This is a genomic window from Nocardia citri, assembly GCF_054065835.1.
Window position 1 is genome coordinate 764,164 of record NZ_JBSUQM010000001.1, and the last position, 18,405, is coordinate 782,568.

Here is an 18,405-nt window from a genome sequence, read left to right on the forward strand (position 1 = left end):
GCGACATCAAGGGGAGGCACTGTCCTATTATCTGCGTATGAATGCAGATAGAGAGCCGCTACGGCCGCCGCTTGCGGAGGACCAGGTCGGGCTGGTCGTCGAGGTCTTTCGCATGTTGGCCGACTCGACCCGGGTACAGGTGCTGTGGGCGCTGGTCGACCGGGAGCTCTCGGTCAATGATCTGGCCGATTACATCGGCAAACCGGGGCCCTCGGTATCGCAGCATCTGGCCAAGCTGCGCATGGCTCGCCTGGTCCGGACCCGCCGCGCCGGGACCACCATCTTCTACAGCCTGGAGAACGAACACGTTCGCCAGCTGGTCGTGGACGCGGTATACAACGCCGAACACGCCGGCCCCGGCGTACCCGCGCATCACCGCGGCGCCGGTTCTGTCCGCGAACTGCCCATTCGCGATCGGGCGGTGGCGGAATGAGTCACGAACGCAATCCTGAACGCTGGCAGAGTATTTCGGCTGCACACGGTGCTGAAGTCCGAGATGCCAAGAGCCACGGGCACAGTCACGACACCACTGACGGCCACACGCACAGTCATGTACCTGGATGGGGCCATCGGCACGATCACGATCACCATGACCATCCGGGTGGACTGCGTGGCGCGTTGCGTGAGATCTTCGTACCGCACAGCCACGATGCCGCCGACAGTGTCGACGATGCGTTGGAGTCGAGCACCGTCGGTATCCGTGCGGTGAAGATCAGCCTGGTCGTGCTCGGGCTGACCGCTGTGCTCCAGGTGTTGATCGTGGTGGCGTCCGGTTCGGTCGCGTTGGCGGCGGATACCATCCACAACTTCTCCGACGCGCTGACCGCGGTGCCGCTGTGGATCGCCTTCGCGCTCGGTCGGCGGGCGGCGACGCGGCGCTATACCTATGGGTTCGGGCGGGCCGAGGATTTGGCTGGGTTGTTCGTGGTCGCGATGATCACGTTGTCGGCGATCATCGCCGGATACGAGGCGGTGCGCAGGCTGATCGAACCGGTGCCGATCCAGCATCTGAGTTGGGTCGCGGCGGCAGGGCTCATCGGATTTCTCGGCAATGAGACCGTCGCGCTGTATCGGATCAGGGTCGGGCGGCGAATCGGCTCGGCGGCCCTGGTCGCCGACGGATTGCATGCGCGGACAGACGGATTCACCTCATTGGCGGTGCTGATCGGTGCGGGCGGCGTCGCGCTCGGCTTCCCGCTCGCCGATCCCGTCGTCGGACTACTGATTACGGTCGCGATCCTGGCCGTACTGCGCACGGCCGCGCGAGATGTGTTCCGCCGTTTGATGGATGGCGTCGAGCCCACCCTGGTGAACACCGCGGAGGAGGCGCTGGTCGGCGAACCCGGTGTGCTCGGCGTGCGCAGCCTGCGAATGCGTTGGATCGGCCACCGCCTGCATGCGGATGTCGAATTGGATGTCGCCCCGACCATCACCTTGGCCGATGCGCATCGGCTGGCCCACGGCGCGGAGCACACTCTCACCCATGCCGTGCCCAGACTCGACAGTGCCCTCGTTCATGCCTATCCCGCCCATGTCGCGGGCTGAGGTCGACGGCTTCGGCGACTGAGGCATCCGCCCCGCCGACGGGATTCGCTATCGGCCCGGCTGCCGCCGCACTCTTGGGTAGCATCCCGGGTGTGATGTGGCTCATATTCGGCGGGCGGCCGGAGCCAGCGAAGAAAAAGGAGTACCGATGTTGAGCACCATGCAGGACGAGCCGTTGTCGCTGGCGACGTTGCTGCACTACGCATCGACGTTCATGGGCGATTCCACCGTCTCGACCTGGACCGGCACCGGCGTACGCACCATGACCTACCGCGAACTCGGCGCGGAAGCGGCGCGCTTGGCACATGCGTTGCGCGGCTTGGGAATCGGTGTCGGCGATCGGGTCGGTACCTTCATGTGGAACAACAACGAGCACATGGTCGCCTACATCGCGGTACCCGCGATGGGCGCGGTGTTGCACGCGCTCAATATCCGGCTCTTCCCGGAACAGCTCGTCTTCGTGGCAAATCACGCCGAGGATCAGGTGGTGATCGTCGATGCCACGCTGGTGCCGATGTTCGAGCAGTACCTGCCCAAGCTGAAGACCGTCCGCCACGTCATCGTGGCCAATGGCGATGCGGCCACGCTGGCGGCTCCCGAGGGCGTTGAGGTGCACTCCTACTCCGAACTGCTCGCCGCGCAGCCGGATACCTTCGACTATCCGGTGATCGACGAACGATCCGCTGCCGCCATGTGCTACACCTCGGGTACCACCGGTGACCCCAAGGGCGTGGTGTATTCGCACCGCTCCAACTGGTTACATGCCATGCAGGTGTGCCAGCCGACCAGTATGGGCTTCTCCAACCGCGACTATGTGCTCGCCATCGTCCCGCTGTTCCATGCCAACGCTTGGGGGCTGCCGTATGCGGCGCTGATGTCGGGTGCGAATGTCCTCATGCCCGACCGTTTCCTGCAGCCCGGTCCGCTGCTGGAGATGATGGCTACGCAACAGCCGACCTTCGCCGCCGCGGTCCCGACCATCTGGGGCGGTGTACTCGCCGGCCTGGCCGCCAAGCCGCAGGACATCTCGCATCTGCGCTCGGTGGTCGTCGGCGGTTCGGCGGTGCCGCCGTCGATGATGCGCGCTTTCCAGGAAAAGCACGGCGTTCGTATTCTGCACGCCTGGGGTATGACCGAGACCTCCCCGCTCGGCAGCGTCGCGCATCCGCCCGCCGGTGTGACCGGTGACGACGAATGGGAGTACCGCTTCACTCAGGGCCGCTTCCCCGCCAGCGTGCAGGCGCGCCTGGTCGGCGATGACGGCAGCGTGATCCCCAATGACGGAGAGTCGCTGGGTGAGTTGGAGGTTCGCGGTCCCTGGATCACCGGGTCGTACTACTCGCCGGACGGCGCGGTCATCGATCCCGATAAGTTCGACAATGGCTGGCTGCGTACCGGCGATGTCGGCAAGATCAGCCCGGACGGCTATCTCACCTTGGTCGACCGGGCCAAGGACGTCATCAAGTCCGGTGGCGAATGGATTTCCTCGGTCGATCTGGAGAATGCGGTCATGGGCCATCCCGCTGTCGCCGAGGCCGCGGTTATCGGTGTGCCGGATGAGAAGTGGGATGAGCGGCCGCTCGTCGCCATCGTGCTCGCCGAGGGCTCCGACACCGAACCGGAGGAACTGCGCGAGTTCCTCGCCGACAAGTTCGCCAAGTGGCAACTGCCGGAGCGGTGGACCTTCATCGCGGAAGTCCCCAAGACCAGCGTCGGCAAATTCGACAAGAAGCGTCTGCGCGCCCAGTACGCCGACGGCGACCTCACGGTCACCACGCTGTCCTGAACCGCTCCCCAGCAGACGTGGACGTGTCTGTCCTGTGGGGCAATCCGCGTCTGCTGCGGCAAAGGAGCAGAAGCTAATTCCGGTCGATACGCCGAACTGGCTGGCCGGTGATCCGCGCGATGGTCTCGAAGTCGTTGTCGGCGTGCAGCACAGTGAGACTCTGATGGACGGCTGTCACAGCAACGAGCAGATCAATCGCGCCAGCGCATTGGTGCCAGCCCTTGTCTGCAAGTCGGCGTTGCAGATCGGAGCTGTCATCCCATGCTGATTCACGCAACGCGTAGTACGGGAAGGTTTCGCGGAGAAGCCCATCCGCCTCGTAGTAAGCCGGAGTACCGCCGACCGCCCGCAGATATTCTTGACGGATCGGTTCGCAGATGCCGACGAGCCCAGCGTCAACCGCTTGGTCCCATTGCGGTCCGGTCTGTCCACGGTAGAACCGGACCAAAGCGCTGGTATCGGCGAGGAACAGTTCTGTCACGCGACGGACTCGTCGCGATGCCCTTGTGATTCGAGGATGGAGAAGTCGATCTCACCATCGGCCACCATCTCACGCATGCGTGCTACGGCAGCCGCGCGCCGCCGACGATCGACTATTTCGTGTAGCGCTGCATTGACAGTGTCTCGTTTTGTCGATGTGCCCAGGTAGCGGGCCGCCTCGGCGAGCGCCTCGTCGTCAACGTCGATCACTGTTCGCGCCATCGTGGGCCTCCCGAGGTTTGATATCTACTTTCAGAAAATGATATCACCTGGGCGCACAGGCTGGCGCGGCCGATGTGACCGCGCCAGTCGGCGGTTGATCAGCAGTTGCGGAGTTCGGGGCTCTGGTTCAGCAGTTGGGCGCGGGTTCCGATGAAGGTGGTGTAGGTTTCGCCGCCGACCGCGGAGATGGGGAAGGCTGCCACGCGATGGCAGTTCTGGAAGGCGAGCTTCACCTTGAAATGGCGTTCCAGGCCGCCACGGATGGCGTCGGAGGCCATGGCGCGCAACAGCTGTCCACGGGCCACCTCATCCGGCGGCGGAACGACATTGTCGGCGAATTCGGCTGTGCCGGAATGCAGTTCACCGGCCACCCGGCTGACGACCTCCCAGGCGTAGGGGAGCGAGACCCGCACGACCTCGACGAAGTCGGCGTCGTCGATCTCGCCGCGTTCGGCGCGTTCGAGCAGGGCGGTAGGAACATCGAGGGACATAACGCTCTCCTGACGTGGATTGCTGTGGCGATGCCCCTCGATTCTAATCGGAAACTGTTGTCAACAAGACTGGATTCGTCCCGAAAGCGCTTTGGTCAGTGCGGTTTTCGCATCAGCGGCCAAGGTGCGGACCAGTTCACCTGCGGGTAGCTGGGGCGCCAGCGTATGGGTCTGGCCGGCCCACATGTTCACCTCGTCCGGATTGCCCGCCGCCCGTGCCGCGGCCCGCAATGGTGCTGTGGCGTAATGGATTTCCGGATAGGCGGCCGGTGCCGCAGCGGAATGCTCGTCCATGAACCGATTGCGCAGGCCGCGTGCTCGGCGACCGGTGAAGGCGCGGGTCAGCATGGTCGGGGTGTCGGCGCCCAGTGCGGCGCGATGTAACGGATCGGTGCCCGCCTCCGGCGAGCGCAGGAAAACGGTTCCGAGTTGTACGGCCGCCGCACCGGCGGCGAGGGCCGCCGCGATGCCGGCGCCGGTGGTGATGCCGCCGGTGGCCACGATCGGCCGGTCGACGGTCGCGCCGAGAATTTGCAGCAGCGCGAGCAGGCCGAGCGGATCGGTGGCGTCATCGGTGACGCGATCGATGAAGGTGGCGCGATGTCCACCCGCCTCCGCGCCCTGGGCGATGAGCGCATCGGCGCCGGCCGCGACCGCGATCCGCCCCTCGACGGCCGAGGTGACCGTTACCCAGACCTCCGAACCGGCCTCGTGCAACCGCGAGACCTCGGCGGCGCTCGGGCAGCCGAAGGTGAAGGTGACCACCGCGACCGGTGCGTCGACGAGTAGGTGCAGCTTGGCATCCCATTCGTCGGTGTCGTACTTCGGTGTGCCGACCTCGTGGGTACGCCCCAACTCGGCGAGATAGTCGGAGAAACCTTCGGGCGCGGTCGCCGGCCCCGGGGTGAAGAGGTTGACGCCGAACGGCGCGGTGGTGAGTTCGCGGGTGGCCGCGAGTCGCGCGGCGGTATCGGTAGCTGTCAGATATCCGGCGGCGAGCAGGCCCAGCCCGCCGGCCGCGGAGACCGCGGCGGTCAATTCGGGGGTGGATGGCCCGCCCGCCATCGGCGCGAGCACGATCGGAACGCTCAACTCGTTGAGGATCACGGTCTCAGTGTGGCGCATCGGTGACGGCCCCGAGGTACCGGCCTGTGTGTCTGACCAGCGCTTAAACGGGGAATTCGGCAGACAAGGTTGCGGAATGGTCACGACAGAGTAGAGTTCCCGTCACAACGGATATCGAAACGTTACAAACTTCGGAATCCGTTGAGCCACTATAGGTCGAACGCTAGGACCAGCTTTGTCGCAGCATCGGGTAGGCCCCAGTTCTATAACCGTCATGAGCCTCATCGGCGACGGCGTTGTGGGTCGGCCGACGCGGCACCGCGCCGAGCCGTCGACCACCGACCGGGTGAAGATCGCGGCTGGTGCCGCGGTTGCCGCCGGCGCCCTCATCGGCACCGCGGCTCAGGTCGCGCCTGCCATTGCCGCCCCGCTCCTGCCGGGCGCACACGACGGGGACGAGGAAGCCGCCGCGCCGATGACCTTCCAGGGCACGGCGGAACTCCCTGTCGAACAGGTCAAGGCCGCGGCCCCGGCAGCCGAAGCCGCGCAGCCCGCAGCCGCCACCCCGGTGGCCGCGCCGATCGCGGACCAGGTCGCCAATCCGTTCGGCATCAGCAATCTGCCGCCGGAGATCGCGGGCCCGCTGTCCCAGGTCGAACAGATCCTCAAGGGCGCCCAGCAACAGTTCGCGCCGGCAGCCGCGGTGCGCCCGGTCGCCGGTGAGATCAGTTCCGGATTCGGCTCCCGCTGGGGCGAATTCCACTACGGCCTCGACTTCGCCGATCAGATCGGTGCGCCGATCCACTCGGTGAGCAGCGGTACCGTCATCGAGGCCGGCCCGGCCTCCGGCTTCGGTCTGTGGGTGCGGGTTCAGCAGGACGACGGCACCGTGGCGGTCTACGGCCATGTCAACGAGATGTTCGTGCACGCGGGGCAGCACGTCAATACGGGCGATGTCATCGCCACCGTCGGCAACCGCGGCAATTCGACCGGACCGCATCTGCACCTGGAGATTTGGGATCAGGCGGGTAACAAGGTCGACCCGATGCCGTATCTGGCATCCAAGGGTGTGCCACTGCAGTGGGGCCCGTCGGCGCACTGATTTCTTGCCCGGCTTGATATTCCGACGATCACAAGGGACCCGCGGGGACCGTTTGGTCGTTGGGCTCGTTCCTCGTGAGCGAGCGAACCATCGACACAGTCGAGCATTGCTCGGTCATGGCGGAGCCGAGCGCCGGTATTGCTCGGTCAAGAGCGAACGCAGTGAGCGAACTGTCGACGCAGCCGAGCGCAGTGAGCGAACCATCGCCCCGGTCTGTCCCGAGGGTACGTGGGAGCCGAGCGCCAGCGAGGCGCGGTCGTGACCGCGTTGGGCGATATCTTCGATCCTGGATCACCGCACGGGCGTACCTACGCCGTGCTGGTGCATCATCCGCGATCCAGCCTGGCCGAGATCGCCGGATATCTGGGTGTCCCGATGGAGATCGCCGCCGCATCGCTCGAGGTGTTGACCGATTTGCAGGCCGCGGTCAGCCAGTTGTCCACCGACGGCGAGGCCATCTGGGACGCGCACGCTCCCGAATCGCTCTCCGAGGCCGAGGCGCGGCGCCGGCGGCACGAGATCAACCAGATGCATGTCGCGGCCGCGCGACTGAGCGAGACGTTCCGATCGGTTCGCCGCTCGCCACGCACCAATGGCGCGATCGTGCCGGTTTTCGAACGCCTGGAGATGCTCGCGGATTTCGAGGAGGTCCAGACCTCGGCCCGCAGCAGCGTCAAGGTGATCGAGCGCGGTCCCTATCTCAGCGATCCGGAACGCGAGCGACAGTTGTTCCTGCTCAAGCGCTCTCGAATCGGTGACGGCATCCGCTACCAGACGCTGTATCAGGACACCATTTACCAGGATGCGGAAAGGTTGCGGCACGCGCTGTCCACCAATGCCAGTGGGGCACAGGCGCGCACCTTGCCCGAGCCGCCGTTCAAGCTGATCATCAGCGACGACGAGCGCGCGAGCCTGGTCTTGCACGCGGACGAGCGCCGCCCGGATCCGATGGGTTTGCGCATTACCGGATCGCCCGGATTGCGGTTGCTGGTCAAGACCTTCGATGTGCTGTGGTCGCTGGCGGCGCCGATTTCGGTGAATCCGACCGCCGACGAACTCGACGAACGGGATAAGGCGATTCTGACGCTGATGGGCCTGGGTGCGACCGATGACACCATCGCGCGTCGGCTCGGGATGTCCCGTCGAACGGTGGTCCGGCGCACCGCGCGGCTGCTGGAGCGGCTGGGTGCGAGCACCCGGTTCCAGGCGGGTGTGCAGGCGACCAGGCGGGGCTGGCTGTAGCTCGATTCGGTCCGGTATCGGGCTCTTCACCGACGAGGGTGTAGTCGCGGCCTGAAGCCGCCGGTCTCGAGCCGGGACCTGGCTATGTAGTTGGTGAGGTTGCGGAAGCCGAGAACGGAGCCGGTAGGTGTTCGAGTGTTTGTTGATCGCTTCGGTGAGTCCGTTGCTGGTGCGGGCCGGTCGATGTAGGCGAGCACGTCGTTGGCGCGTTTTTTCAGCGTCCGGCCGACGCGCTGAACCACGACCGCCCGGCTCTTCACACTCGTCCACCGGGCTTGTCGAACTCCGAGCTCGCGCGGGGCGCGTTCGTGACCCGGCAGACGATGAACGTGGCCGCGCCCGGATAGGAGTGCGGTCGAGCATGAAAAACCGTTCGGGCAACTTCGAAACCGGCAGACCCCCACTACGCCCTCTTCGGCGATGACCCTCGAATCGGTCAGCAGGTGCCGGACCCGTTTCAGCGGAGATCGTGCTCTACGGTTGGAGACCACCCGCCGTTTCTTCGACGGGGCTGGGGCTATGCGTTCCGGTTGAAATTGCCGTTGTGTATGTCAGCGGTGAAGGCGTCCCATTCGGCTGGGGTGAAGATCAACGCGGGGCCGGTAGGGTTCTTCGAGTCGCGAATGCCAACGTGCCCGGCTTCGAGCCAGGCGGCTTCAACGCATTCACCAGCATTGGCACTTCGCGATGACTTGAACCACGCCGCACCGGTGAGGTCGATTGTCACGGGTCGTATCTCCTTGCCACCTGCCTGAGCAGGTCCCTCGATGCTTGCTCGTCCAGTGTGGCACGCCGGAGGTCGTCGTGGATCTCACGGTAACGCTGCACGTCAGCGTCGTCCTCGAAGAACATTGTCCCGATAGTGTGCTCGGTGTAGACGATCGGAGGTTCCGTCCCGAAACTCCGACTGTCTGCCGGGAAATCGAGAATGGTGTATGGCAAAACCGGAACTGCATTGCCCGGAAACCCTGCCGCGAACGGCAATATCCGTACGGTGATATGCGATCGAGTGCTCATATCGGCAATATGCCTGAGTTGGGTGGCCATGACTGCACGCGATCCGACGACCGTATGCAGGACGCACTCATGAAGGATGAACTCAGCTGCTATCGGTTTGTGCTGCCGAGTCAGAATCGCGGTGCGCCGTAATCGCACTTCTACTCGGCGTTCGAGATCTGCTGGTGTGTCGCCAGGTAGAAACGGTTGTTCGATGGCTCTGGCATAGTCGACCAACTGAAACAGTCCGGGAACGATCATTGGCTGATAGATGGTCAGCTGTGATGCACCGGATTCGAGCCCGAGATAGGTGCTGTACCCAGACCTCATCAGATGGCGATACCCCTGCCACCAGGACTTCGTCGCAGTTTCTTGCGCAAGGGCTTTCAGCTCCTCGATCCGTTGCTCATCGAGACCATAGACACGGCCGAACCCCTCGACATCGCGCACCTTGACTTTGTCGTTGTGCCCCTTTTCGACTCGTATTACCGAGGTTTTCCCCATCTCCATCTCGCGCGCGGCCCGCTCGAGCGTGAACCCCGCACCCTCGCGGGCCTCGCGCAGCGCGCGGCCGAGTTGGCGACGCGGCAGCGTCGAGTCCGGTTGATCCTCCCTCACCATTGCTCCCCTTTTCCCCGCTCGGTCCGAAACGGCCCTGGGCGCAGTCCGATTCGGACTTATCCCGTGTGTCGACCGGTCCGAATTCTGGGCGAACCGCCAACTTTGATTGGACCGGCCGCTTCGGACCCATTGATGCCGTGTCGGGGAGCAACATAACCATATGGCCGAGCAACACGGAATCCTCAACGCCGCTCATGCGCGTGTCTTACGGGCGCTGAACTGCGGAGGGATGCTTACAGAGCAGCAGATCATGATGTCGGCGAGCCTGACGAAATGGAAGACGCGCCAAGCCCTGGCAACTCTGACCGGCCGTGCGCTCGTCGTGACCACCCAAGCGCACAGGGGGCGTTACCAGATCACGCAGTTGGGCCGAAACACCTTGGCTACGAAGCCATTCGATTTCGGGACCTCGGGGGTATGACGCGCATGCAGGTACTCGTCACCGCGCCGCCGCTGTGCGATGCCGTGGATGTGACGCTGGCGCACGGGCTGTGGCAGCGGCATCGCGCGTGCCGTATCAACCGGTGCGTGTGGAAGGCGGCGGCCTATCAGACGCTCGTCCTGTCCGGGCGGTTGGTTCCGCAGTCGATGAGTCCGCGCGAACGTGCCGCCGCGCGCGGTCTCGACTATCCGAGGGCGCCGCAGAGCGATACACCACCGCACAATGGCCACTCACCGGCCACCTTGCGTGAGGTGCTGGACCGGCTGGAGGCGCTGGCGCGCGATCCGTACGACGCTGTGTCGGTGCGGACTCGACAGCTCACCACGCGAGCCGGACGTGCGGGTTATCGGCTCGAACGCGCGTCCGGGGTCCCCGACCACTGGATGCTGCTCGACGCCGAGGACAGCGCGCATGTCTATTCGGCCACTGATCTCGATCAGATCGAGCGGTGGCTCGACGATTGATGTGTGAAGGTGTTTCTTTGTGATGTAGTTCACCGAGTCGGGGTGCAACGCAACATCGACCGTCTGCGACCGATACACAGTTGTGACGTCCGCTTCCGTTTCGGCGGAGGCGTAACTGTGCATGCCGCAGGCTTTATGATGGGTCGGCCCCGGTGCTGAGTGCCCTCGTCAGAGGGTAGGTGGCAGGTCCTGGCTCGACTCGAGAGGTGAACACACTCGAATGGATACTGCCCGTCGTTCTGCCCGTGGGAGCCGTCGCCGCAGGTCGGGCAGCCCACTGTTCGCCCAGTTGCTGACCGCCGCGGTGGAGTCCGCCGCCACGTCGATCGCCCTGCGATTCAACCCGACCGGTGATCCGGCGGATCAGCGTGAACTCACCTATCGCGAACTCGATGCCATCTCTTCCCGGGTGGCGCGCGAGTTGATCGACCGCGGGATCGGCGCGGGCGACTACGTCGCGATGGGGATCACCCGCTCGGTCGAATCGATCATCGCGCTGTGGGCGATAGCGAAGACCGGTGCGGCCTATGTTCCGGTCGACCCGAACTATCCGGCGGACCGGATCAAGCACATCGTCACCGATTCGGGTGCAGCGCACGGCCTGACCACCTCGGCGCATCGGCCCAAGCTCGGTACCTCGGCCTATTGGATCGAAATGGATGATCCAGTGGTGGCGCAGCGCATCGCCGCCCGGCCCGATCACCCCGTCTCCTATGCCGATCGCGTGCGCGTGGTCGATGAGAATCATCCGGCCTACGTCATCTACACCTCGGGCTCAACCGGCAAGCCGAAAGGTGTCGCGGTCACCCACACGGGTCTGGCGGGGCTGGCGGCGATCGGCGAGCACTATCTGATCGACGCGGATTCCCGTGTCTCCCACCTGAGTTCGCCCAGTTTCGACTTCTCGATGATGGAGACGCTGTTCACCTTCTCGGTGGGCGCGACGCTGGTCATCGCACCGCCGAAAGTATTCGGCGGCGCCGAACTAGCGGAGCTGCTACGCCGCGAGCAGGTCACCCATCTGCTGATCACACCGGGTGCGCTGGAATCCCTCGATACCGCCGATCTCCATGACCTGCAGGTCGTGGTGGCGGGCGGGGACCGCCTGCCTGCGGAATTGGTGGCGCGCTGGGCCGATAGCGGCCGATCGGTATTCAATGCCTATGGGCCGAGCGAGGCGACCGTCATGGTCACCAGCACCGACGCCCTGCGCCCCGGTGAACCCGTCACCATCGGCTCCGCCGTCGCGGGCGTCGGCGCCTTCGTTCTCGACGCGCGGCTGCGCCCGGTGCCCGCCGGTGTCGTCGGTGAGCTCTATGTCTCGGGTGCGGTGCTCGCACAAGGCTATCTCGATCGACCAGAGCTGACCGCGCAACGCTTCGTCGCCAGCCCGTTCGGCGCGGACACCGACAGCCCGGGGGCGCGCCTGTATCGCACCGGAGATCTGGTGCGGCGCAACGAAACCGGCGACCTGGAGTATCTGGGCCGGTCGGACTTGCAGGTCAAGATCCGCGGTCTGCGCATCGAACTCGGCGAGATCGATAACGCGCTCACCACCCATCCGGATGTCGACTTCGCGGCCACATTGGGTAAGACGCTGCCCTCGGGCACCACCGCCCTGGTCACCTATGTGCTGCCGCGCGAGGGTGCCACGCTCGACACCGGTCAGCTCGCCGCGCATATCGGAGAATCGTTGCCGGACTACATGATTCCGGCCGTCATCACGGTGTTGCACGAGTTACCGCTGACCCCGGTGGGCAAGCTGGACCGGGCGGCACTGCCCGAACCGGTCTTCGCCGCACGTCGGTTCCGTGCCCCCGCGACACCGGTCGAGGAGATCATCGCCGATGTCTTCGCGGCGCTGCTGCTCGGCGGTAAGACGGACGCACGCGTCGGCGCCGACGACGACTTCTTCGAACTCGGCGGCAATTCGCTGCTGGCCACCCAGGCCGCCGCGCGCATCGGTTTCGCACTCGATATCCGGGTGCCGGTGCAGCTGATCTTCGAGGCATCGAAGGTATCCGTACTGGCCGAACGGGTCGAGCAGCACGCGGGTTCGGCCGACGGCCGGACGCTGCGCGCCCAGCTCCGGCCCGATCGGATTCCGCTGTCCTACGCGCAGCAGCGAATGTGGTTCCTCAACCGCTTCGATGCGGCCAGCGCGGTCAACAATATTCCGCTCGCCGTGCGACTGTCCGGGCGACTGGATATCGACGCACTGCGCGCGGCGGCGCGCGATCTGACCGAGCGGCACGAGGTCCTGCGTACCATCTATCCGGATATCGATGGCGAGGGCTGCCAGGTCGTCCTGCCCGTCGCCGATCTGCGCGCGGTGCCGGAACTGCCGGTGACTTTCGCGACGACACCGGAACTTTTCGATCTGATCAGTGCCGAGATGCTGGCCGGATTCGATGTGACGGGCACGGCGCCCGTGCGCCTGCGGCTGTTCCAGCTGGACGAATCCGAATACGTGCTGGTGTGCGTGGTGCACCATATCGCGGCGGACGGTTTCTCGCTCGGTCCGCTGGCCCGCGATCTGATGGCGGCCTACTCCGATCGGGTGCGCGGCGGACGGCCCGAATGGCCGCCGCTGGCCGTGCAATACGCCGACTACACCATGTGGCAGCGCGAAACCCTCGGCAGCGAATACGACCCGGAATCGGTCTTCGCTCAGCAGATCGAATTCTGGCGCAACGAATTGGCCGCGCTGCCGGAGCAATTGGATCTGCCCGCGGATCGACCGCGGCCGAGCACCGCATCCAACACCGGTGCCATTGTCACCGTCGATGTCGATGCCGAGACTCACGCACGCCTCGAACAGCTTGCGCACGAGCATAATTCGACGCTATTCATGGTCGTGCACGCGGCGCTCGCGGTGCTGCTGGCCCGGCTCTCGGGCACCCGAGATATCGCGATCGGCACCGCGGTGGCTGGTCGCGGTGAGGCGGCGCTGGACGATCTGATCGGCATGTTCGTCAACACCCTGGTGCTGCGGACCGAGATCGATCCCGCCATGACCTTCGAGGAGTTGCTGCGCGCGGTGCGCAAGGTCGATGTCGCGGCCTTCGGTCATGCCGACGTGCCGTTCGAGCGGCTGGTCGAACTGCTCGATCCGGTGCGCTCGGCCGCACGGCATCCGCTGTTCCAGGTAATGCTGGTCTTCCAGAATCTGGCGCGCACCGAACTGGAACTGCCGGGTCTGACGGTCTCGGCGGTGGAACACGCGGTGCCGGTCGCCAAATTCGATCTGCAGCTCGAGATCGCGGAATCAGACCCCGCGGCGCGAGCGACGGGCCCGGAGGCGGTAGCGGAGCGTAACCACGGAGGGCACCGGGAGCGCCGCGAATCAGACACCGCCACACCGGGCATGACGGCGACCTTCACCTACGCCACCGACCTGTTCGAGTCCGCCACCGTGCAGGACTTCGCCGATCGGTTCCTGCGGGTGCTGTCCGCCGTGGCGGCCGACTCCGATGCCGTACTGGGCGATATCGATCTGCTGGCCCCCCGCGAACGCGATCTGGTACTGCACGAATGGAATTCGGCCGGAGCTGAGGTGCCCGATGTGACACTGGTCGATCTTATCCAGGCGCAGGCGCGCCGCCGTCCGGATGCGATCGCCGTCCGATTCGGTGATATAGCAGTCAGCTTCGGTGAATTGCAGCGGCGCGCGAACCAGGTGGCGAGGGCGCTGATGGCGCGCGGTGCGGGGCCGGAAGCGCTGGTCGCCGTCGCCGTCGGGCGGTCCGAGCAACTGCCCATCGCACTGCTCGGCGTGCTCACCGCCGGTGCCGGATATCTGCCGATCGACATCACCTATCCGGCGCGGCGACTCGAGTTCATGCTCACCGACGCGCAGCCGAGCTGCGTGCTGACCACCTCCGATCTGCTCGGCGATATTCCGCCGACGGATGTCGCGGTGGTGCTGCTGGACGAGACCGCGGGCTTCGGCGAATCGCCGATCACCGATATCGAGCGCACGTCCCGGCTGCGTCCGGACAACCTGGCCTACCTCATCTACACCTCGGGCTCCACGGGTGTCCCGAAGGGTGTCGGCGTCTCACACCGAAATGTGGTGGAGCTGTTCGCCAACACCCAGTTGATGTTCGAATTCGACGAGACCGATGTGTGGACGCTGTTCCACTCCTTCGCCTTCGACTTCTCGGTATGGGAACTGTGGTGTGCACTTGCCAACGGCGGCACCGTGGTCGTCGTCGACTATCTGACTTCCCGCTCCCCGGAACAGTTGCGCGACTTGCTGATTCGCGAACAGGTCACGGTGCTGAACCAGACGCCGTCGGCGTTCTATCAGCTCGCCGAGGCCGATCGCGCCTCCCATGCGGGCGATCAGGGCAAATTCGCGCTGCGCTATGTGGTATTCGGTGGTGAGGCACTGGATTTGCGGCAGCTGCGGCGCTGGTACGAGCGGCACGCCTGCCACGCGCCGTGGCTGGTCAATATGTACGGCATCACCGAAACCACGGTGCACGTGTCGTTCCTGGCCTTGGATGAGCAGCTCGCCGAGAATCCGGCCAGCGCCATCGGCCGCGCTCTGCCAGGTCTGGAGAGCTATGTACTCGACGACCGGCTGCATCCGGCTCCGGTCGGGGTGGCGGGCGAGATCTACGTCAGCGGGGCGCAGCTGTCCCGCGGCTACCTGGGGCGGCCCGGACTGGCCGCGACACGTTTCGTCGCGAATCCGTACGGGGCACCAGGATCTCGCATGTATCGCACGGGCGACCTCGGCCGCTGGGCCGGTTTCGCGGGCCATGCGAATCTGGAATACGCCGGGCGCAGTGACCAGCAGGTGCAACTGCGTGGCTTCCGCATCGAACTCGGTGAGATCGAATCGGCACTGCTGCGCTGTGCCGGGGTGAGCCGGGCGGTCGTGCTCGTACACTCCGACGAGCACGCCGGTGACCGTTTGGTCGGATATGTTGTGGCCGAGCCGGATTCGCAGGTCGACGGCCCGCAGCTGCGTAGCACGGTCGCCGAATTCCTGATCAGCTATATGGTTCCGGACGCGATCGTCGTACTGGACGCGCTGCCGCTGACCCCGAACGGCAAGCTGGACCGAAAGGCGCTGCCCGCACCGGAATTCGTCGGCAGCGCCGCCTACCGCGCCCCGCAAACCCCCATCGAACAGGCGGTCGCCGGGGTATTCGCCGGACTGCTCGGCGTCCGCGATGTCGGCCTGGACGACGACTTCTTCGGCCTCGGCGGTAATTCGCTGCTGGCCACCAAGGCGGTCAGCCGGATCAACGAGGCGTTGGACGCCGATGTCTCGGTGCGCCAATTGTTCGAGACCTCGACCGTTTCAGCGCTGGCCGCGCGCATCGTCCCCGGCTCCTCGAATGGAACCCGGGCGCCGCTGGTGCCGGCGGCGCGCCCGGATCGGGTGCCGCTGTCGCTGGCACAGCAGCGCATGTGGGTGCTCAACCAGTTCGATACCCGCTCGGCGGCCTACAACATCCCGCTCGGCATCGGCCTGACCGGTGCGCTCGATGTGCAGGCGCTGCGTGATGCGGTCGCCGATGTGCTCGAGCGGCATGAGGCGCTGCGCACCCGCTACCCGTCGGCTCCGGGTGGGCTGCCATACCAGGAGATTCTGCCGGTCGCCGAGGCGTGGCCGGGCGGGCTCGTGGTCGAATCGAACGCCGATCCCGCCATGCGTATCACCGAGCTGATGTCGACCGGATTCGATGTGAACCGGGAGGTTCCGGTGCGCGGCGTACTGCTGCGCGGCGATACTCCCGACCGTCATCTGCTCGCCCTGGTGGTGCACCACATTTCGGCCGACGGTGCCTCGATGGCCCCGCTGGCCCGTGACCTGATGCTCGCCTACGCCGCACGCTGTGCCGGTGACGTCCCGACCTGGACGCCGCTCGAGGTGCAGTACGCCGATTTCGCGATCTGGCAGCGCGAGGTCATCGGCGCCGATGACGACGAGAACTCCGTCGCCGCACAGCAATTGGCCTATTGGCGCGACCAGCTGGCGGGACACTGCGGCGCGTTCGAACTGCCGCTGGACCGGCCACGCCCGGTCGTGCCGTCCATGCGCGGTGCGGCGACCGCCTGCACCCTCTCGTCCGAGGTGCACGCCGGACTGATTCGCATCGCCCGCGAACACAATTCGTCGCTGTTCATGGTTGTGCACGCGGCTGTCGCGGTACTGTTGGCGCGCTTGTCGGGCAGTTCGGATATCACGATCGGCACTCCCATCGCGGGCCGCGGTGAACGCGCGCTCGACGATCTGGTCGGCATGTTCGTCAATACCTTGGCGCTGCGCACCACGACCGAATCGGGGACCACCTTCGACGCGCTCGTCGAACATGTTCGCGAGATCGACCTGTCGGCCTTCGGCAATGCCGATATCCCGTTCGAGCGGGTGGTCGAGGTGGTGCTGCCGAATCGCGCGACCGCGCACAACCCGCTGTTCCAGGTGGTGCTGTCGTTCGACAATCTCGAGCAGCCGAAGCTGGAACTGCCCGGTCTGACGGTCACCGCACTGGATACCGGTGCGGTCGCGGCCAAATTCGATCTGCAGCTGACCTTCGAGCCGCGGCATGGCGCGGACGGTGCGCCCGCCGAGCTGGTCGCGGTATTCAATTACGCGACAGACCTTTTCGACGCATCGACGGTGCAGGCATTCGGCCGTAGGCTGACCCGGATCTGCACCGCGGTCGTCGCGGACCCGCAGGTCAGCGTGGGCGATATCGATATCCTCGATGCCGCTGAACGCGATCGCACAGTGGTCGCGCCGGAGAGCGCGCCGGAGCCGGCCGTCGACGGCGTGCCGGTCATCAGCGGTGTGGTGCTGACCCAGGCGCTGGTCGCCGCGGTGGAGGACGACCCGGACGGACCCGCGGTGGTGTTCGGCGAGGACGCGATCTCCTTCCAGGATCTCGACGCGCGGTCCTCGCGACTGGCCCGGGTGCTGATCAGCCGCGGTTGCGGTCCACGCACCGGTGTCGCGATCCGGCTCGATCGCGGTGTGGACGCGGTGATCGCCACCTGGGCGGTGCTCAAGGCCGGTGCCGCCTTGACCCCGGTGACCTCCGACGACGGACTGCTACCGGTTGGCCTCGAGGTCAAGGTCGGACTGACCACCGGTGCACGGCCCGGCTATGGAAGTCGCGGGATGGGAGCCGGCGGGGCGGGTGCAGACAGCATCGACTGGCTGGCTCTCGACGATCCGGATATGCTCGCCGAGATCGCCGCCGAATCGTCGCGCCCGGTGACCTACGCGAACCGGACTCAGGCGCTGCGCGGTGAGGATCCGGCCTTCGTCGCCGCGGTTACGTTGTCCTACAACGATATTTCCGTCGCCACCAAGCGATTGCGCGCACGCACCGAACTCACCTTCGAGTCCCGGCTGTTCCGGTACGGTCGCGCCGATTCGGCGGCGGCGCTGCTGGAGGTGGTCGCGGCCGGTGAGAACGGCGCGTCGGTGGTGGTGACCGCCGGTGAACTGGATAACGTCACACTATCGGCATTCTTGGCCGACGAATGGGTAACGCATCTGTTCATCGACCGGTTCGGTCTCGGTCCGGTCGAGGTGACGGGGTTGGCGGATCTACACGCGGTGGTGCTCGATGATGGTTCGCCCGCAACGGAATTCGGCGCCGTCCCCGTTGTCGTCGACCTCGGTGCATTGGTGGGAGTCCACGACGCGAGCTGATCTTGCGCTCGAGTTTCTTCAGCGACGGTCGATGCCGAGGCCCGAGCCGACCCCAACCCGCCGACTGGCGACCTTTCGTATCCGATGAGATCATCGATCGCCCGATCGGGGCGACGCACGAGCTGATGACCTCTGCCGAAGCGTTGGCCGAGATCGGTCCCCGGCTTGCTGAACTGCTCGAACCCCGCAGCGGTTGCGATAGGGCGGGGAAAACTGGTAGACCGTCGGCGTGAACAAGCGACCATTTTGGTAACGGTCGGCGTCTGAC

General features: G+C 65.6%; 14 protein-coding genes and 2 pseudogenes. 9 read left to right on the plus strand and 7 right to left on the minus strand.

The window, feature by feature from the left end:
- Positions 1 to 37 precede the first annotated feature (37 nt).
- The 3 genes from ACW2Q0_RS03615 (at position 38) to ACW2Q0_RS03625 (ending at position 3,331) form a co-directional block, all read left to right on the plus strand.
- Complete coding sequence (locus tag ACW2Q0_RS03615) at positions 38 to 433, plus strand: ArsR/SmtB family transcription factor (RefSeq protein ID WP_457185983.1); 396 nt, start codon at positions 38 to 40, stop codon at positions 431 to 433.
- Positions 430 to 1,545: a cation diffusion facilitator family transporter gene (locus tag ACW2Q0_RS03620; protein WP_457185985.1), complete on the plus strand. Its 1,116-nt coding sequence runs from the start codon at positions 430 to 432 to the stop codon at positions 1,543 to 1,545. The genes ACW2Q0_RS03615 and ACW2Q0_RS03620 overlap by 4 nt, the downstream gene beginning before the upstream one ends.
- A gap of 148 nt (positions 1,546 to 1,693) precedes the next feature.
- The gene (locus ACW2Q0_RS03625) at positions 1,694 to 3,331 is read left to right on the plus strand and encodes a long-chain fatty acid--CoA ligase (protein WP_457185987.1); all 1,638 of its coding nucleotides are present in this window, start codon (positions 1,694 to 1,696) and stop codon (positions 3,329 to 3,331) included.
- Positions 3,332 to 3,404: 73 nt separating this feature from the next.
- On the opposite strand, the gene ACW2Q0_RS03630 is transcribed toward ACW2Q0_RS03625, so the two are convergent.
- The 4 genes from ACW2Q0_RS03630 to ACW2Q0_RS03645 form a co-directional block, all read right to left on the minus strand.
- A complete protein-coding gene (locus tag ACW2Q0_RS03630; RefSeq protein ID WP_457185989.1) occupies positions 3,405 to 3,812 on the minus strand; it encodes a PIN domain-containing protein in 408 nt (135 codons plus the stop codon).
- The gene (locus ACW2Q0_RS03635) at positions 3,809 to 4,033 is read right to left on the minus strand and encodes a type II toxin-antitoxin system VapB family antitoxin (protein ID WP_457185991.1); all 225 of its coding nucleotides are present in this window, start codon (positions 4,031 to 4,033) and stop codon (positions 3,809 to 3,811) included. The genes ACW2Q0_RS03630 and ACW2Q0_RS03635 overlap by 4 nt, the downstream gene beginning before the upstream one ends.
- Before the next feature lie 98 nt (positions 4,034 to 4,131).
- Complete coding sequence (locus ACW2Q0_RS03640) at positions 4,132 to 4,524, minus strand: SCO5389 family protein (RefSeq protein ID WP_457185993.1); 393 nt, start codon at positions 4,522 to 4,524, stop codon at positions 4,132 to 4,134.
- A gap of 60 nt (positions 4,525 to 4,584) precedes the next feature.
- On the minus strand, positions 4,585 to 5,649 hold the full coding sequence (locus tag ACW2Q0_RS03645) for an NAD(P)H-dependent flavin oxidoreductase (protein ID WP_457185995.1): 1,065 nt from the start codon (positions 5,647 to 5,649) through the stop codon (positions 4,585 to 4,587).
- Positions 5,650 to 5,863: 214 nt separating this feature from the next.
- Here ACW2Q0_RS03645 and ACW2Q0_RS03650 point away from each other — a divergent pair, with 214 nt between their 5' ends.
- Positions 5,864 to 6,691: a M23 family metallopeptidase gene (locus ACW2Q0_RS03650; protein WP_457185997.1), complete on the plus strand. Its 828-nt coding sequence runs from the start codon at positions 5,864 to 5,866 to the stop codon at positions 6,689 to 6,691.
- Between the two features lie 258 nt (positions 6,692 to 6,949).
- Complete coding sequence (locus ACW2Q0_RS03655) at positions 6,950 to 7,933, plus strand: DNA-binding response regulator (protein ID WP_457185999.1); 984 nt, start codon at positions 6,950 to 6,952, stop codon at positions 7,931 to 7,933.
- A 26-nt stretch (positions 7,934 to 7,959) separates the two neighbouring features.
- Here ACW2Q0_RS03655 and ACW2Q0_RS03660 read toward each other — a convergent pair.
- A pseudogene (locus ACW2Q0_RS03660) lies at positions 7,960 to 8,163 on the minus strand (transposase); the annotation flags it as partial.
- A 39-nt stretch (positions 8,164 to 8,202) separates the two neighbouring features.
- Here ACW2Q0_RS03660 and ACW2Q0_RS03665 point away from each other — a divergent pair.
- Positions 8,203 to 8,265: pseudogene (locus ACW2Q0_RS03665) on the plus strand (MarR family transcriptional regulator); the annotation flags it as partial.
- Positions 8,266 to 8,450: 185 nt separating this feature from the next.
- Here the strand turns inward: ACW2Q0_RS03665 and ACW2Q0_RS03670 are convergent.
- Positions 8,451 to 8,660: a DUF397 domain-containing protein gene (locus ACW2Q0_RS03670; RefSeq protein ID WP_457186001.1), complete on the minus strand. Its 210-nt coding sequence runs from the start codon at positions 8,658 to 8,660 to the stop codon at positions 8,451 to 8,453.
- Positions 8,657 to 9,550: a helix-turn-helix domain-containing protein gene (locus ACW2Q0_RS03675; protein WP_457186003.1), complete on the minus strand. Its 894-nt coding sequence runs from the start codon at positions 9,548 to 9,550 to the stop codon at positions 8,657 to 8,659. The genes ACW2Q0_RS03670 and ACW2Q0_RS03675 overlap by 4 nt, the downstream gene beginning before the upstream one ends.
- 160 nt (positions 9,551 to 9,710) lie before the next feature.
- Between ACW2Q0_RS03675 and ACW2Q0_RS03680 the strand changes: the two genes are divergently transcribed.
- The 3 genes from ACW2Q0_RS03680 (at position 9,711) to ACW2Q0_RS03690 (ending at position 18,137) form a co-directional block, all read left to right on the plus strand.
- Positions 9,711 to 9,971, plus strand: coding sequence for a hypothetical protein (locus ACW2Q0_RS03680; protein WP_457186005.1), 261 nt, complete (start codon positions 9,711 to 9,713; stop codon positions 9,969 to 9,971).
- A complete protein-coding gene (locus tag ACW2Q0_RS03685; RefSeq protein ID WP_457186007.1) occupies positions 9,968 to 10,456 on the plus strand; it encodes a hypothetical protein in 489 nt (162 codons plus the stop codon). Before ACW2Q0_RS03680 ends, ACW2Q0_RS03685 begins: the two co-directional genes overlap by 4 nt.
- A gap of 220 nt (positions 10,457 to 10,676) precedes the next feature.
- Positions 10,677 to 18,137: an amino acid adenylation domain-containing protein gene (locus ACW2Q0_RS03690; protein WP_457186009.1), complete on the plus strand. Its 7,461-nt coding sequence runs from the start codon at positions 10,677 to 10,679 to the stop codon at positions 18,135 to 18,137.
- The last annotated feature ends 268 nt before the right edge of the window (positions 18,138 to 18,405 follow it).